General features: G+C 69.9%; 8 protein-coding genes. 5 read left to right on the top strand and 3 right to left on the bottom strand.

Annotated features, from left to right (window positions below; all coding sequences use genetic code 11):
* Positions 1-39 precede the first annotated feature (39 nt).
* The 5 genes from pks13 to ACEWX3_RS01625 are packed head-to-tail and all read left to right on the top strand — an operon-like array spanning position 40 to position 9,969.
* Positions 40-5,532: a polyketide synthase Pks13 gene (pks13, locus tag ACEWX3_RS01605; protein ID WP_374158530.1), complete on the top strand. Its 5,493-nt coding sequence runs from the start codon at positions 40-42 to the stop codon at positions 5,530-5,532.
* Positions 5,529-7,079, top strand: a complete 1,551-nt coding sequence (locus ACEWX3_RS01610) for an acyl-CoA carboxylase subunit beta (protein ID WP_152519149.1) — start codon at positions 5,529-5,531, stop codon at positions 7,077-7,079. Before pks13 ends, ACEWX3_RS01610 begins: the two co-directional genes overlap by 4 nt.
* Before the next feature lie 15 nt (positions 7,080-7,094).
* A complete protein-coding gene (locus tag ACEWX3_RS01615; protein WP_374158531.1) occupies positions 7,095-8,111 on the top strand; it encodes a DUF4331 family protein in 1,017 nt (338 codons plus the stop codon).
* Positions 8,111-8,503, top strand: coding sequence for a hypothetical protein (locus ACEWX3_RS01620; RefSeq protein WP_286182592.1), 393 nt, complete (start codon positions 8,111-8,113; stop codon positions 8,501-8,503). Before ACEWX3_RS01615 ends, ACEWX3_RS01620 begins: the two co-directional genes overlap by 1 nt.
* Positions 8,504-8,562: 59 nt before the next feature.
* Positions 8,563-9,969, top strand: coding sequence for a serine/threonine-protein kinase (locus tag ACEWX3_RS01625; RefSeq protein ID WP_207065297.1), 1,407 nt, complete (start codon positions 8,563-8,565; stop codon positions 9,967-9,969).
* 2 nt (positions 9,970-9,971) lie between these two features.
* Here the strand turns inward: ACEWX3_RS01625 and ACEWX3_RS01630 are convergent, their stop codons facing one another.
* From ACEWX3_RS01630 to ACEWX3_RS01640, 3 genes are read right to left on the bottom strand one after another with little or no spacing between them, the layout of a single operon-like run.
* Positions 9,972-10,862, bottom strand: coding sequence for an MBL fold metallo-hydrolase (locus ACEWX3_RS01630; RefSeq protein WP_374158532.1), 891 nt, complete (start codon positions 10,860-10,862; stop codon positions 9,972-9,974).
* A complete protein-coding gene (locus ACEWX3_RS01635; protein WP_221358942.1) occupies positions 10,859-14,059 on the bottom strand; it encodes an arabinosyltransferase domain-containing protein in 3,201 nt (1,066 codons plus the stop codon). Before ACEWX3_RS01635 ends, ACEWX3_RS01630 begins: the two co-directional genes overlap by 4 nt.
* Complete coding sequence (locus ACEWX3_RS01640; protein WP_221358943.1) at positions 14,056-17,304, bottom strand: arabinosyltransferase domain-containing protein; 3,249 nt, start codon at positions 17,302-17,304, stop codon at positions 14,056-14,058. The genes ACEWX3_RS01635 and ACEWX3_RS01640 overlap by 4 nt, the downstream gene beginning before the upstream one ends.
* Between the last annotated feature and the right edge of the window lie 18 nt (positions 17,305-17,322).

The following is a 17,322-nucleotide window of genomic DNA, read 5'->3' on the forward strand; positions in this document are numbered from 1 at the left end:
CCGGCCCGCGGGGGCGGCCGGATCGATCGTGAGGTGACGATGACTGATCCACAAGACGATTCGGTGAACCCGGCGGCCCCGGTGGGCGGCCCGGACATGACGGTCGCCGAGATGCGTGCCTGGCTGCGCAACTGGGTCGGCAATGCCACCGGTCAGTCCCCGGATTCGGTGAACGAAACCGCGCCGCTGGTGGAACTCGGCTTGTCGTCGCGCGACGCCGTGGCGATGGCCAGTGACATCGAGGATCTCACCGGTGTGACGCTGACCGCGACGGTCGCCTTCCGCCACCCCACGATCGAGTCGCTGGCCACGGTGATCATCGAGGGTGAGCCCGAAGAGGACACCGCCGCGCTCGACGCCGAGGACTGGTCGCGTGACGGCGACGAGGACCGGCTGAACATCGCCATCGTCGGCGTCGGCACCCGCTTCCCCGGCGATATGAACACGCCGAGCCAGATGTGGCAGGCGCTGCTCGAAGGCCGCGACGCCATCACCGATCTGCCCGACGGGCGCTGGTCGGAATTCCTGTCCGAGCCACGCGTCGCCGAGCGGGTGGCCAAGGCGCGCACCCGTGGCGGCTACCTGTCCGACATCAAGGGCTTCGATGCCGAGTTCTTCGCGCTGTCGAAGATGGAAGCCGACAACATCGACCCGCAGCAGCGGATGGCGCTCGAGCTGACCTGGGAGGCGTTGGAGCATGCCAGGATTCCCGCCTCCAGCCTGCGCGGGGAGAGCGTCGGGGTCTACGTCGGCAGCTCCACCAACGACTACAGCTTCCTCGGTGTCGCCGATCCGTCGACCGCCCATCCGTACGCCATCACCGGCACCGCGAGCTCGATCATCGCCAACCGGGTGTCGTACTTCTACGACTTCCGCGGACCCTCGATGGCCATCGACACCGCCTGCTCGTCGTCGTTGGTCGCCGTGCACGAAGGAGTGAAGGCGCTGCGCGCCGGGGACGCCGACGTGGTGCTGGCCGGTGGCGTGAACGCCCTGGTCACCCCGCTGGTGACGGTCGGATTCGACGAGGTGGGCGGCGTGCTGGCGCCCGACGGCAGGATCAAGTCGTTCTCGGCCGACGCCGACGGCTACGCCCGCTCCGAGGGCGGCGGCATGCTGGTGCTCAAGCGCCTGGCCGACGCGCGCCGCGACGGCGACCAGATTCTCGCCGTCATCGCCGGCGGCGCGGTCAACCACGACGGCCGGTCCAACGGCCTGCTGGCCCCCAACCCGGATGCGCAGGAAGCCGTGCTGCGCAAGGCCTACAAGGACGCCGGGATCGATCCGCGCACCGTCGACTACGTCGAGGCGCACGGCACCGGCACCATTCTCGGTGACCCCATCGAAGCCGACGCGCTGGGCCGGGTGATCGGCCGTGGCCGCGCCGCGGACAAGCCTGCGCTGCTGGGCGCCGTGAAATCCAATGTCGGACATCTGGAATCGGCTGCGGGTGCCGCCAGCTTGGCCAAGATGGCGCTCGCGCTGTACCACGACAAGATTCCGCCGTCGATCAACTACAGCGGCCCCAACCCCTACATCGACTTCGACCGCGAACACCTCAAGGTCGCCGACACGGTGACCGACTGGCCCCGCTACAGCGGGCACGCGATCAGCGGGGTCTCCGGATTCGGGTTCGGTGGCGCCAACGCGCACCTGGTGTTGCGTGAGGTGCTGCCCACCGACCTGGTGGAGCCGATGCCCGAGCCCGACGTCGCGGTCGTCACGCCGGCCAACGAGGACGCGAAGGCCGTCTACGTCGGCGGTGTGCGGATGGACGAGTACGGCGAGTTCATATCAGATGATGATGATGACGATGACGCGCGGGGTGATGACGACTTCTACGGCCGCGTCGTCGAGGACGAGCCGGAGCTGCCCGGGCTGACCGACGAGGCGCTGCGGCTGCTGGAGGTCGCGCGCGAGGAGCTGGCCGCCGCGGAAGCCGAGAACCCGACGAAGCCGATTGTGCCACTGGCAGTTTCGGGCTTCCTCACCTCGCGTAAGCGCGCCACCGCGGCCGAGCTGGCCGACTGGCTGGACAGCCCGGAAGGTCGGGCGTCGTCGCTGGAATCGATCGGACGGTCGCTGTCGCGGCGCAACCACGGGCGCTCGCGCGCGGTGGTGCTGGCCCACGATCACGACGAGGCGATCAAGGGCATGCGCTCGCTGGCCGAGGGCAAGACCAACCCGATGGTGCTGGCCGCCGACGGGCCGGTCACCAACGGGCCGGTCTGGGTGCTGGCCGGTTTCGGCGCCCAGCACCGCAAGATGGCCAAGAGTCTTTACCTGCGCGACGACACCTTCGCCGAATGGATCAACAAGGTCGACTCCCTGGTGCAGGACGAGCGCGGACACTCGATCCTCGAACTGATCCTCGACGACGCGATCGACTACACCGACGAGACGACCGAGCTCCCGATCGAGAAGGTCCAGCTGGTCATCTTCGCGATCCAGATCGCCCTCGGTGAGGTACTCAAGGCCCACGGCGCGAAACCCGGTGCGCTGGTGGGCCAGTCGCTCGGCGAGGCCGCCGCGGCCTACTTCTCCGGTGGGCTGTCGCTGGAGGATGCCACGCGCGCCATCTGCTCGCGCTCGCACCTGATGGGCGAGGGCGAGGCCATGCTGTTCGGCGAGTACATCCGCCTGATGGCCCTGGTCGAGTACTCGCCCGAGGAGATCGAGACCGTGTTCTCCGACTTCGACGGTCTCGAGGTGTGCGTGTATGCCGCACCGACGCAGACCGTCATCGGCGGGCCGCCCGATCAGATCGACGCGATCATCGCCCGCGCGGAGTCCGAGGGGAAGTTCGCGCGGAAGTTCCAGACCAAGGGCGCCAGCCACACCTCGCAGATGGACCCGCTGCTCGGTGAGCTCGCCGCCGAACTGCAGGGCATCGAACCGCATCCGCTGCAGACGCCGTACTACTCCACCGTGCACGAGGGCAGCCTGATCCGTGCCGGGTCGGAGCCCATCCACGACGTGGACTACTGGAAGAAGGGCCTGCGCCACAGCGTCTACTTCACCCACGGCATCCGTAACGCCGTGGACAACGGTCACACCACGTTCTTGGAGCTGGCGCCGAACCCGGTGGCGTTGATGCAGGTCGGTCTCACCACCGCGACGGCCGGACTGCACGACGCACAGTTGATCCCGACGCTGGCGCGCAAGCAGGACGAGGTCGACTCGATGACGACCGCGATGGCGCACCTGTTCGTCCACGGCCACGATCTGGATTTCCGCACGCTGTTCCCGCTGCCGTCGGATCGCCCGCTGGACCCGGCGACCGACTACGCGGACATCCCGCCCACCCGCTTCAAGCGCAAGCCGCACTGGCTCGACGCGCAGTTCACCGGTGACAGCTCGACGGTCATGCCGGGTAATCACGTCGCCACCCCGGACGGGCGCCACGTGTGGGAGTACCTGCCGCGCGCCAACGCCGCCACCGACCTGTCGGCACTGGTGAAAGCCGCTGCCGCAGCGGTGCTTCCGGATGCCAAGCTCACCGCCTCGGAGCAGCGGGCGGTGCCCGGTGACGGGGCGCGCCTGGTCACGACGCTGACCCGGCACCCGGGCGGCGCCGGCGTGCAGGTGCACGCCCGCATCGACGAATCGTTCACCCTCGTCTACGACGCGATCGTGACCCGGGGTGGTCAGCAGACCGCGCTGCCCACCGCGGTCGGCGCCGGAACCGTCACCGAGGTCACCGCCGCGGCGACGCCGGAACCCGAACCCGAGGCCGACGAGGCGTTCGTCGCCGACAACCTCACCGCCGGCGCGAATCTCGGCGCGGACTTCGCCAAGTGGAGCCCGGATTCGGGCGAGACGATCGGCGACCGGTTGGGCCACATCGTCGGCGCCGCCATGGGTTACGAGCCCGAGGACCTGCCCTGGGAGGTGCCGCTGATCGAGCTCGGCCTGGATTCGCTGATGGCAGTGCGCATCAAGAACCGCGTCGAGTACGACTTCGACCTGCCGCCGATCCAGCTGACCGCGGTGCGCGACGCCAACCTGTACGCGGTGGAGAAACTGATCGCCTACGCCGTCGAGCACCGTGACGAGGTGGGCGATCTCGCCGAGTCGCAGAAGGGCAAGACCGCCGAACAGATCGCCGCCGAACAGGCCGAGTTGATGGGCGGCGCGAGCACGGTCGCCGAGCTGGAGGCCAAGCTGGCCGAGGCCGGACACCCGATTGCGGCCCCGGAGGAGACCGAGCAGCCGGCGGCCGAGCAGATCGCCACCGACTCGGTGGAGGCGCAGGGCGCTCCGGACATCCCCGCTCCGGCGTCTGATGTCGCGGTCCCCGCTCCGCCGACCGACCCGTCGGGTCCTGCCGGTGGCCTGTCCATCCCGCCGCCCCCCACCGACCCGAGCGGTCCCAGCGCGTCGGGGCCCTCGCAGTCCACCATCGCGGCGGCGTCGAAGGCGCTGAGCCAGGAAGCGGTGGTCGAGGCGCTGGGCGCCGACGTGCCACCCCGCGACGCGGCCGAACGGGTCACGTTCGCGACGTGGGCCATCGTCACCGGCAAGTCGCCGGGCGGCATCTTCAACGAGCTGCCCGCCGTCGACGACGCCGTCGCGACGAAGATCGCCGAACGGCTCACCGAGCGGGTCGACGAGGGCACCATCAGCGCCGACGACGTGCGCGCGGCGACGACCATCGAGGAGCTGTCCACCACCGTCCGCGAGTACCTCGAGGGCGGCAAGATCGACGGGTTCGTACGGACCATCCGCGCCCCCAGGGAAGGCAGTTCGAGCATCCCGGTGTTCGTCTTCCACGCCGCCGGCGGGTCCACGGTCGTCTACGAGCCGCTGCTCAAACGCCTTCCGGCGGACACCCCGATGTACGGCATCGAGCGGGTGGAGGGCTCCATCGAGGAGCGCGCCGCCGAGTACGTGCCGAAGCTGCTGGAACTGAACGGCGACCGCCCGTTCATCCTGGCCGGGTGGTCGCTGGGCGGGGTGCTGGCCTACGCCTGCGCGATCGGTCTGAAGCAGGCCGGCGCCGATGTGCGCTTCGTGGGCCTCATCGATGCGGTGCGCCCCGGTGAGGAGATCCCGCAGACCCAGGAGGAGACCCGCAAACGCTGGGACCGCTACGCGCGGTTCGCCGAGCGGACCTTCAACGTCGAGGTGCCCGAGATCCCCTACGAGGAACTCGAGAAGCTCGACGACGAGGGCCAGGTCAAATTCGTGCTCGACGTCGTCAGCCAGAGCGGGGTGCAGATCCCGGGCGGCATCATCGAGCATCAGCGCACGTCGTACCTGGATCAGCGGGCCATCGACACCGCCGAGATCAAGCCCTACGACGGGCACGTCACGCTCTACATGGCCGACCGGTACCACGACGACGCGATCTACTTCGAGCCCGCCTACGCGACCCGCGCACCCGACGGCGGGTGGGGCCAGTACGTCGCCGACCTCGAGGTCGTGCCGATCGGGGGCGAACACATCCAGGCGATCGACGAGCCGTACATTGCAAAGGTCGGCGCCCATATGAGCGAGGCGATCACTGCCATCGAGAGCGAGAGCACGTGACCAACAAGACCACTGCTGAACTCCTGTCCGAACTCCGCGAAAAGCTGGAGGAAGCCAAAGAGCCAGGTGGTGAGAAGGCGGTCGCCAAGCGCGCCAAGAAGGGCATCCCGTCGGCGCGGTCCCGCATCTACGACCTGCTCGACCCGGGCAGCTTCCTGGAGATCGGCGCGCTGGCCAAGACGCCCGGCGACCCGCAGGCGCTCTACGGCGACGGTGTGGTGACCGGGCACGGCACGATCAACGGCCGCCCGGTCGGCGTGTTCAGCCACGACCAGACGGTGTTCCAGGGCTCGGTCGGGGAGATGTTCGGCCGCAAGGTGGCCCGGCTGATGGAGTGGGTGGCGATGGTCGGCTGCCCGATCATCGGCATCAACGACTCCGCCGGTGCGCGCATCCAGGACCTGGTGACGTCGCTGGCGTGGTACGCCGAACTGGGCCGCCGCCACGAGCTGCTGCGCGGCCTGGTCCCGGAGATCTCGTTGATCTTCGGGAAGTGCGCCGGCGGTGCGGTGTACTCGCCGATCCAGACCGACCTGGTGGTCGCGGTGCGCGACCAGGGCTACATGTTCGTCACCGGACCCGACGTCATCAAGGACGTCACCGGTGAGGACGTCAGCCTCGACGAGCTCGGCGGCGCCGAAGCCCAGGCCCGGTACGGCAACATCCATCAGGTGGTGGAGTCCGAGGCGGCGGCCTACCAGTATGTCCGCGACTACCTGAGCTTCCTGCCCGCCAACACGTTCGACGACGCGCCGATCGTCAACCCCGGTCTGGAACCGGAGATCACGCCGCACGATCTGGAGCTGGACTCGATCGTGCCGGACTCCGACAACACCGCCTACGACATGCACGAGATCCTGCTGCGGATCTTCGACGACGGTGACGTGTTCGAGGTGGGCGAGCAGTCCGGCCCGGCGATCATCACCGCGTTCGCCAGGGTGGACGGCCGTCCCGTCGGCGTGATCGCCAACCAGCCGATGTATCTGTCGGGGGCGATCGACAACGAGGCCTCCGACAAGGCGGCCCGGTTCATCCGCTTCTGCGACTCGTTCAACACCCCGCTGGTGTTCGTCGTGGACACCCCCGGCTTCATGCCGGGTGTGCAGCAGGAGAAGGGCGGCATCATCAAGCGCGGCGGCCGCTTCCTGAACGCGGTGGTCGAGGCCGACGTGCCGAAGGTGACGATCACCATCCGCAAGTCCTACGGCGGCGCGTACGCCGTGATGGGATCCAAGCAGCTCACCGCCGACTTCAACTTCGCGTGGCCGACGGCGCGGATCGCCGTCATCGGCGCCGAGGGCGCGGCACAGCTGGTGGTCAAGCGGTTCCCCGATCCCACCGCCCCCGAGGTGCAGAAGATCCGGGCCGACTTCATCGAGGGCTACAACGCGACGATGGCGGTGCCGTGGGTCGCGGCCGAGCGCGGCTTCATCGACGGCGTCATCGAGCCGCACCAGACCCGGCTGCTGCTGCGCAAGTCGCTGCGCCTGCTGCGTGACAAGCAGATCAGCCGCGTGCAGCGCAAGCACGGCCTCACTCCGATCTAGACGACCCTGGTGCGGTTGGATAGGACTGTGGCCAACAACAAGGCGAATCACATCACCGGGCTGAGCCTCGACGCGCCGCGCGGCGACGCGCGTCTGGACCTGCGGGACCTCTACGTCTTCCAGTCCCCCCACGACCCGGAGCGGACCGCGCTGATCCTGACCGCCAACCCCGACGGCGGTGCGCTGCATCCGGATGCGGTGTACCGGGTGGCCATCGACAACGACGGTGATCTGCGCAACGACATCGCGTTCAACTTCGTGTTCTCCGAGCAGGTCGCGGGGCGTGACGGACCGCGCCAGAAGGTGGATGTGTACCTGGCGCTCGGCTCCACCGCCCGGGTGTATGCAGCCGCCGGATCGCGGATCTTCGGTGACGTGGAGGTGTCCTTCGACGGCACCCCGCACGTCTGGCGGTCCGGCAGCTTCACGTTCTTCGCCGGCGTGCGCAGCGACCCGGCGTTCGTCGACCTCGACGGGCTGGTCAACGTCTTCGACCCGGCCGGACGTCGCGACGGGCAGGGACCGTGGACGGGTCAGGACTCGCGGGCCGCGGCCAACGTGATGGTGATGGCCGTCGAGATGCCCACCAGCTATCTGGGAGCGCACCCCGACGTGCGGGTGTGGGGGCGGTGCAGCCTGCTGGAGGACGGCACGTGGGTGCATGTCGACCGGATCGGGCACCCGTTGATCAGCAGCTTCTTCAAGACCGGCGGACCGCCGTACGCATTCGCGGGCAGCGAGCCGAACCAGGACCGGGAGCACTGGATCGGTGCGCTGATCGAACTGATGGGCCACACCGGGGGATATGCGCACGACGAGGCCGCCGAGGCGATCAACGCCGAGGGCGCGCTGCCCGACGTGTTGACCTACAACCCGGCCAAGCCGGCAAAGTATCCGAACGGGCGCACCCTCTCCGACGACGTGATCACCGACCGGGTCGCGTTCCTGACCAACGACGACTGCCCGCCGTCGGGACTGACGCCGCACGACGACCTGCTGCTGGACTTTCCCTATCTGGGTACGCCGCACTGATGGCGCCGCAGCCGCCGTCGTCCCTGCTCGTCGAGGCGTACCGGGGCTGCGAAGGTCTGCCGCTGGTGGGTGGATTGTTCACCCGCGGCAGAGTCGAGGCCAAGGCCGTCCTGTCGCACGTCGTGGCCGCTGTGCTCGACGAACTGGATCTGACCGAGATCATCCGCGACAAGCTGCAGACCGAAGCGGTCGACGCCGTCATCGCCCGCATCGATCTGGTGGCGCTGGCCGATCAGGTCATCGATGGGGTGGATCTGCCGGCGATCATCCGTGCGTCTGTGACCTCCAAGACCGCCGTGACCGCGGACGTGATGACCGACGTACGAGCGCAGGACGGGTTCGTCGACCGGATGCGCGGGCGCCGAGAGCGGTTGCGTGGCCGACAGCGGTAGCGTCGGCGGCCGCGTGGTCTCGGTGCGCTCATGATCACCAGCACTTGTAGGATTCGCCCATGCCGCTGACCGACGGCGAGGTGATCGCGGGTTACACGATCTCGCGTCGGCTGGGAGCCGGCGGGATGGGCGAGGTCTACCTGGCCAAACATCCCCGACTGCCGCGTTACGACGCGCTCAAGGTGCTCTCCGCCGCAGTCACCGCCGACGACGAGTACCGCCAGCGGTTCAACCGCGAAGCCGACATCGCCGCCACCCTGTGGCATCCGCACATCGTGGCGGTCCATGACCGCGGCGAGTTCGGCGGCCGGCTGTGGATCTCGATGGATCACGTCGAAGGCACCGACGCGGCCGCGCTGCTGGCGCAGCGCTACCCCGACGGCATGCCACCGGAACTGGTCGCGCGCATCGTCTCGGCAGTGGGCGACGCGCTGGACTACGCCCACGAGCGCGGCCTGCTGCACCGGGATGTCAAACCCGCCAACATCCTGATCGCCGACCCGCAGACCGACCACGAACGCATCATGCTGGCCGACTTCGGCATCGCCCGCCGCGTCGGCGAGGCCAGCTCGCTGACCGCCACCAACATGACCGTGGGCACGGTCGCCTATTCGGCGCCCGAACAGCTCACCGCCGACAAGCACATCGACGGCCGGGCCGACCAGTACGCCCTCGCCGCGACCGCGTTTCAGCTGCTCACCGGAACCCCACCCTTCCAGCACTCCAACCCGGCGATCGTGATCAGCCAGCACCTGACCGCCCAGCCTCCGGCGATCGAGGACCACCGGCCCGAGCTGTCGGGACTCAGCGGTGCGTTCCGCAAAGCGCTGGCCAAGTCGCCGGCCGACCGCTTCGACACCTGCGCGGACTTCGCCCGGGCGCTGGCCAACCGGACTCGGGCTGCGGTGCCGGGCGGCTCCTTCACCGACACCGACGACGACGAAGCGACCATGCTCGCGCCCGCCGCGGCCGGCGGCCGGCACGCCAAGAAGTCCTCGGCCACCCCGTCCCGCGGCCGGCTGCTGATCCTCACCGCGCTGGCGCTGTCGCTGATCGCGGTGGTGTCGGTGCTGCTGCTGGTGTTCTACGACCGCGGCGAGCGGCGCGCCGATGCCGGCAGCGCCACCCCGTCCGCGTCACCGACGCAGCCGGCGCCGGGCGCGGGCGTGACCCTGCCGGTCGTCGTCGTGGGTGCCGACTGCGCAACGTTGGGCGCTGCCGGGCTCACCGAGCAGGGCGCTCCGGCCTACTGCGCCCGGCTGTCGTCGACCGGTGCGCCGCTGTGGTCGCTGTACCCGGGCGAGATCGCCCACCCCTCGGGCGCGCCCACCGCGGGGCCCGCCGCGGACACCGACACCCCGGTGCTGGTGTGCATGCAGCAGACCGGGCGCGACGAGGTCGAGTGCCGGAAGGACATCCTGGCCGAGAACACCGATCCGTCGGCCAACGACAACCAGTCCGGCTGACGTCAGATCGGGGGCAGGTCCAGCCAGCTGTCGACGGCGAAGTTCGCCCCGCGGGCGGCGATCGTCGCTCCGCCGCGGCCCGGGTAATGCGCCGGGATGACGGTCGCGCGACGGCGCGCCGCCTCGGTGAACACCCGCCGGCGGGTGGCGGTTGCCGCGTCGGCATCGACGTCGAAAGCGCACGGGTCGTCGGGGCGCGGCAGCTGGATGGGGCAGTGGGTGAGGTCCCCGACGAACACCGCGGGTGCCCCGGCGTCCAACCAGAGGACCGACGATCCCGGCGTGTGGCCGGGCGCTGCGCGCAGCCACAGCGACGCGCTGAGTTGATGGTCGCCGGCGAACAGTTCGGTCTGCGCCTCGACGGGTGCGATGCTGTCGGCGAACACCAGCCGCATCCCGTCGGTGGCGCCGGCACCGTCCGGGCAGAAGTACCGATGATCGTCGGCGGGCATCAGGTAACGGGCGTTGCGGAACGTCGGCACCCACTCTTCGTCTCCGTCGGTGGCGGACAGCCGGGTGTTCCAGCCGACGTGGTCGGTGTGCAGGTGGGTGTTGATCACGACGTCGACGTCATCGGGAGCGAATCCGGCGTCGGTCAGCGCTGCCAGGAACCCGGTGTCGAGGTGATCCAGCGGCGGCATGTGGGGACGCTGCCTGCCATTGCCCACACCGGTGTCGACCAGCACGGTCAGCCCGTCGACCTCGATCACCCAGGTCTGGACCGCGATCTTCCACTCGTCGGCGCGGCGGTCGACGAACAGCGGGTCGAGCAGGTCGGCGTGGTCGTCCCACGCCTGCGGAGGGGTCTGGGCGAACAGTGATGTGCGCATCTGGAACCGAGTCTCGACCACCCGGGTCAGGGTGGCCCGGCCGAGCCGGTTCCGGTCGGTCACGGCTGGATGCGGATCGGACCCGGCGAATACAGCCCGGAGTGGGTGGACTCGCCCAACTCGATGTCGGCCGGCTCAGCGTCGACGACGGTGTCGAAGCGGCGCAGCGAGCCCCAGTCCTGGCCCCAGTCCTGTGACAGATACGTCGACATCACCGAGGCGCGCAGCAGCAGGTCGGTGATGCCCAGCAGGCCGCCGTTGAGGCCGTCCTGCCAGGTGTCGGTGCTCTGCAGCTTGGCGTAGTAGTCCGGGGAGATCCGGAACTTGGGGATCTGGGTGACGCCGTTGGCGTGCAGCATGGGCTGCTGGCACGGGAAGGCGAGCCCCACCGCCCAGTCCATCAGGACCGGCTGCTCGGAGCCGACGTACTCCTGCACCGAACGCAGCTCCGGCACCCGCGGCGGGGTCACCGCGAGCCAGTCACCCTGGCTGAGCGACAGATCCTCGGCGATGACCCGGACTGCCACCGCGTCGGCGGGGATCTGCTCGCGCGGGTAGCGCAGGTTGCGCCACGACGGTTGCGGGCCGATGTCGTAGGGGCTGACCCGGCCCGCGGCGACCAGCGCGCCGTCGGGTCCGCGGCGGGCGTACTCGAGGTCGACGGTCTGCCCGGAGCTGAACCCGTCGGCCACACTCGTGCCGGCGATCGTGCCTGCCGCGCTGATCACCACCAGCGGATGCGCGTCGTCGGCGGGCGGCAGCTCGTACCATGCCGAGGCCAGGCGGCTGTCCTGTTGCGCGCCTTCGGAATACGTTCCCGCGACCGGGACCCGGGCAGGGTCCAGACCGTAGGGCAGCGGCACGGTGGATCCGTTCACGCCCGGGCGCGTGAGCCGGATCGGCCGGTTCCAGTCGTAGTCGGTGCCCGGCTGCGGGTTGTTCAGCCGGATCGCCTCGGCGATGATCCGGTCGGGAATGCCGTTGGGGGAGAAGCCGACCGGGTCGGTGCCGCCGAGCGGTCCGAGCGGGCCCCAGTCGCCGGGCAGGGGCTGCAGGAAGCCGTCGTTGGAGTCGGGTTCGACGAGTACGTCGTCGGCCAGCCCGCAGCCTCCGACGAAGGCGCGGACGTTGGCCCAGCCGTTGGAGTAGGTGGGGTACTGGCGCACCACCCCGACCGCCATCGACGCGATGAAGACGACCACCATGAAGCCGGCCGCGATCGGAATCGGGGCGGCGGTGAGCCGGTCGACCATCCGCGAGTCCTGTCGGCCCGACAGGTGCAGCCACAGCGCCCACAGCGCGGCGACGGCGAACAGCGCGAAGAACACCGCGCTGACGGTGACGCCGCCCAGTTGGGGCATCGAGCTGTTGAACGGGACGCCGAAGTTCGACACGTACCACCAGCCGTTGGTGGAGGCGAAACACAGTGCCAGCACGAAGAACACCAGCGACAGGAAGGCCATGCGGTTGCGTGCCGAGCGCAGCACCAGCGGAGAGACCAGCACGGTGGCCAGCGCCGCCATGGCCGCACCGACCGCGGCGAACAACCCGAAGTGGTGGATCCACTTGGTCGGGGTGAACATCAGGAAGAAGATGGTGGCGAAGATGACACCCATCAGCCGCCAGGCCGGTCCTCGTGCGACGCCGGGAACACGCTTGCGCCGCAACATGATGAACAGCGACGCGAACAGCGACATCGCGGTGAACAGGAACGCCACGCGGCGCGAGATCGCTCCGTCGGTGGTCGGCAGGATCAGGTAGTAGTACCGCAGGTTCTCGGTCCACCACTCCTGGTTGGGGCCGATCGCGGTGCGGATCCGGGTGGCTTCGAGCACCGTGGCCAGGGTCTGGTCGGCGAACACCACGGCCAGCACCACGGTGCCCGCGGCCAGCAGCGGCGCCAGCAGCGGCCAGGTGCCGACCACCCGGCGGCGGCGCATCAGGATGCGCAGGATGGGCCGGCCGCCGGCGACCAGGGCGGCCACCGCGATCAACCCGGTCGGCTGGATGCCGAGGGTGAAGGCTGCGGTCGTGATGGCCAGCGCCGCCGGGGTGAGGCGTCCGGAGGTGATCGCGCGTTCGATCAGCACGTAGGTGATCAGCGCGCCGGTGGCGATCTGGCCTTCGGGGCGCAGCCCGTTGTTGAACGGCATCCACGCGGCCAGCAGCACCAGCCCGGCCGCCCACAGCGCCGGCCGGCTGCTGAGCACGGCGGGGCCCAAGCGGGGCAGCACTTCCCGGGACAGCAGCAGCCAGCACACCAGCGAGCACACCAGGTCGGGCAGCCGGATCCAGATGCTGGCATCGCTGACCTGGGTCATCAGCGCCAGCAGGTTGTAGTACCAGCCGAACGGATCCTCCGGGCTGCCGAACCAGCGGAAGTAGTTCGACATGTAGCCGGCGTGGTCGGCGACCCGCGCCATGGCCAGGATGTAGCCGTCGTCGGAGGAGTTGGCGCCGATGACGTACCAGAGCAGGAAGCCGCCGACGACGACGCCGTCCACCGGGGTCACGGTGCGCCAGCGGGTGGGGATCAGGCGATGCATCCGCCGGCCGTCGAGCCGGTCCAGTCGCCACAGCGCCAGCAGCGCGATCACCGTCGACGTGATCGCGAGCAGGATGGCGACCAGCTTGAGCGTGGTGGGCTGCGACGTGAAACGGGTGTCGATCGTCGCCGACAACGACAGACCCGGCGGCGCCGGACCGCTCAGATCGGTGAACACGCCGACGATGGCCGGGCGCAGGTTCGGGTCGGGATAGCCGGTGCGCTGCGGCGAGCCGGCATCGGGTCCGGAATCCTGGGTCAGCCCGACGAACTCGGCGTAGGTGCCGTCCAGCGACGACGTGATGACCAGCTCCGAGCAGCCGCCCATCCGGTCACGGTCCACGCTGGCGACCACGACGTTGCGCACGATCACGTCGACGCGGGACTCGGAGACCATCACGAGCATCGCGTTCAGCGCGGCGTCGCGCCCCTGTTCCGGTGCGGTGCCCAGCACCAGGCCACCGTCGCCGGGCATCGTGTCGATGACCTCGCACGGCACGGTGGCGGTCAGCTCCACCGGCGCCTGGGAGATCAGCGGAGCCGTCACGTTGCCGACCTGTCCCTGCTGGGGCCAGCTCAGCGTCGCGGTGGTCTGGGTGACGGGCAGCAGCGGAGTGGCCACCGCCATCACGAAGCCGAGCAGCCCGGCGATCATCGCCACCCAGCGGGCCACGCTCACATCGCTTTTCGCCGAGGTGGCGAGGTCCGAGGTCATGGCAGTGCCCTGATGGGTCCGCCCCGGCTCCAGCCGAACACCCGTGTCGTCCCTTCCTCGATGGCGGCATCGGGCGCCTGCTGCGCCGGCACCGCCCGGTAGTAGCGCTCGATCGCACCCCAGTCCCGGTACCAGTCACCGCGCAGATACGTCGGGATCGCCGAGGTGCGCGGCAGCAGCGCCTGGATGAACAGCAGCGGGCCGCCGTCGTCGGCCGACTGCCACTGGTTCGACGAGATCACCATCTGCTTGAAGTTGGGCAGGATCCGGTACTCGGGCAGCTCCGCGACCCCCAGCCGCACCGAGAACGGTTGCTGGCACGGGAAGTTGGCGGCGGTGGCGATGTCCATCAGCACCGGGGTGTCGTCGCCGAGGAACTCGTCGGCGGTCTGCAGCACCGGCACCCGCGGCGGGGTGAAGCCGAACCACTGCTCCTCGGACAGGTTGGGGTCGTCGGCGATGATCCGGGCCACGTTGGCCTCCGGCGGCGCCGTGTCGAGCGGGAACCGCAGGTTGCGCCACGCCTGCTGGGCGAAGACGTCGATCGGATCGACCTCGTTGAGGGCCTGGTAGGAGCCGTCGGGCCGATGCACCCCCCACTGCAGCTTCAGCGACTGACCGTAGTTGAAGGAGCCGTCCTCGTTGTAGTACCAGATCGCGCCCGCCGCGGCGACGGCGACGATCGGCCGGTCGGCCGGGTGCTCCCCGGCGGCGAAGGGCAGCTGGTACCAGGCCGAGGTGACTTTCGCCGCGACGTCATTCTCGTCGTAGCTGCCCATCACCGGGGTGCGGTCGGGGTCGAGCCCGAACGGCAGGAACACCCGGGAACCGTTGACGCCCTCGGGACCGTAGCCACCGCCGGTCTCGGCCGCGTAGCCGATGCCGATGTTGGGCTTGTCGATGGGGCCGTCGGAGTTCACCATGCCCGGGTTGCCCACGATCGGCTCGCCCGGCTCGAGGGTGTCGCTGACCCCGTTGGGGTTGAACCCGACCGGGTCTTCGCCGCCCAGCGGGCCGTATTCGCCGAACTGCTGCCCCGGCACCGGTGTCAGCATGCCGGCGTTGGTGTCGGCTTCGACGAGGACGTCGTCGGCCATCGCGCAGCTCTGTCCCGTCAGCGCCGCCAGGTTGGCCGCGCCGGTGGTGTACACCGGGTAGCGCCCGGCGGTGGCCTTGACCATCGACGCCAGCTCCAGCACCACCATGATGGTGGCCACGACCAGAAGCGGTGTGGACGCCAGCGCCCGGTTGCGCCCGGTGTCGGCGACCTCGGTGTGGCCGGCGTAGTCCATGCGGAAGTGCAGCCACGCCGCCAGCAGGCCCCCGACGATCGCCAGCACCAGGAAGATCGTCGTGACCGGGTAGCCGACGATCACCGGCTGTTTGTCGAACCAGGGGACGCCGTAGTTGCCGGTGTAGAACCAGCCGTTGATGCCCGAGGTCGCCCACGCCAGCACGAACAGCAGCGCGGTGACGTAGAGGGCCAGGTTGCGTCGGCTGTGCAGTCCGACCCGGGCGAACGCGAACGCGGTCACCGCGCCGAGCGCGCCCGCCAGGCCGGCGAACGCGCCGAACTGCACCGCCCACTTGGTCGGGGTGAGGGTCAGCAGCAGCAACCCGACCGCCGTCGTGCCGACCAGCCGCCACACCGGCCCGTTCATCGCGCCGGGCACGCTGCCGCGGCGCAGCAGCACCACCAGCAGTCCGAACACGCACAGCAGCAGGATCAGCACCGAGAAGCGGCGCGTCATGGAGCCGTCGACGCTGTCCTCGACGGTGAGGAAGTAGTAGCGCAGGAACTCCTGGTACCACGGGATCGTCGGCCCCACCGTGTACTTGATGCGCACCGATTCGGCGACGGTGGCCAGGGTCTGGTCCCGGAACACGATGACGAAGACCAGCGAGGCGGCGGCCAGCAGGGGCGCCACCTGGGCGGCCAGCCCGTCGATCGGCCGGCGCGCGGCGATGATCCGCCAGACGGCGCGGGCGCCGACCAGCAGCGGCGCCAGCGCGATCAGACCCTGCGGAGCCAGCGTCACGGTGAACATCGCGACGATCACCGCGACCGCGACGGGCCACAGCCGGCGGGTGCCGATGGTCCATTCGACCAGCATCCACACCGCGATCACGCCGAACGCGATGAGCGGTTCGGGGCGCAGGCCGTTGTTGAACGGCAGCCACGCCGCCAGGAACACCGCGCCGGCGGTCCACACGGCGACCTTGTTGGCCGCGACCCGGCGGCCCAGCCGGGGCAGCAGGCAGCGGCTGATGATCAGCCAGGTCGCGATCGCCGCCAGGGTGGCCGGCAGGCGCAGCCACACACTGGCGGTGCTGATCGACGCCAGCTGGCCCAGCAGGCTCTGATACCAGTCGAACGGGGCCTCGGCCGCGCCGAAGAAACGGTAGTAGTTGGTGGTGTAGCCGGCCTCCCCGGAGATCCGGGCGATGGTGGTGTTGTATCCGTCGTCGGAGGATTGCGGTCCGACGATGTGCCACAGCAGCAGCGCGGCGACGACACCGGCGTCGGCGAGCCATGTCGACAGCCCGACCCGGCGCCGCCGACCGCTGCGACGGCGTCCCGATGCCCCGTCGAGCACGGCCAGCGCGGCGATCGACGCCAGCACGCACAGCACGCCGAGCACCATCACGGCCAGCTTCAGGGTGGTCGGCGACGTGATGAACCGGGTGTCGACGTCGATCGTCGCGCTCAGCCCGGCGGTGTCGGGCGGGACGTCGAGTTCGGTGAACACCCCGGTGACCTGGGGCCGTTTCTCCGGGGCGAGCGTCCCGGCGGCGCCGGGGATGCCGATGAAGTCGGCGCCGACCTGGCCCACGTCGGCCCACAGCCGCAGCTCGCTGCAGGCGCCGGCCTCGACCTCGGCGCGCGGTGCCACCGCGGCCACGGTGTCGCGGAACGCCGCGACCACGGTGTCGGGGTAGGCGCGCACGAACAGCCCGTTGCGGCTGGCGTCGATGCCGCCCGGTGGGTTGGTCGAGAACACCAGCCCGCCGTCGGCCGGCAGCGTGGCCACCGCGGAGCACGGGATCGAGACGTCCAGCGCCCGGGGCGCCCCCGATACCAGGGGCGCGGTGATGTCGCTGACCGCCCCGTCGGCGCTACTGCCCTGCGGCCAGGCGATGGTCGCGGTGGTCTGGTTGACCGGCAGCAAAGGAGTCAGCCCGCACAGCACCAGCCCGAGGAACCCCGCGACGAGCGCGATGACACGGGAAGGCGGTGCAGACACGAGGCTCGATGGTATGCG

The organism is Mycobacterium sp. G7A2, assembly GCF_041902445.1.
Lineage (GTDB): Bacteria > Actinomycetota > Actinomycetes > Mycobacteriales > Mycobacteriaceae > Mycobacterium.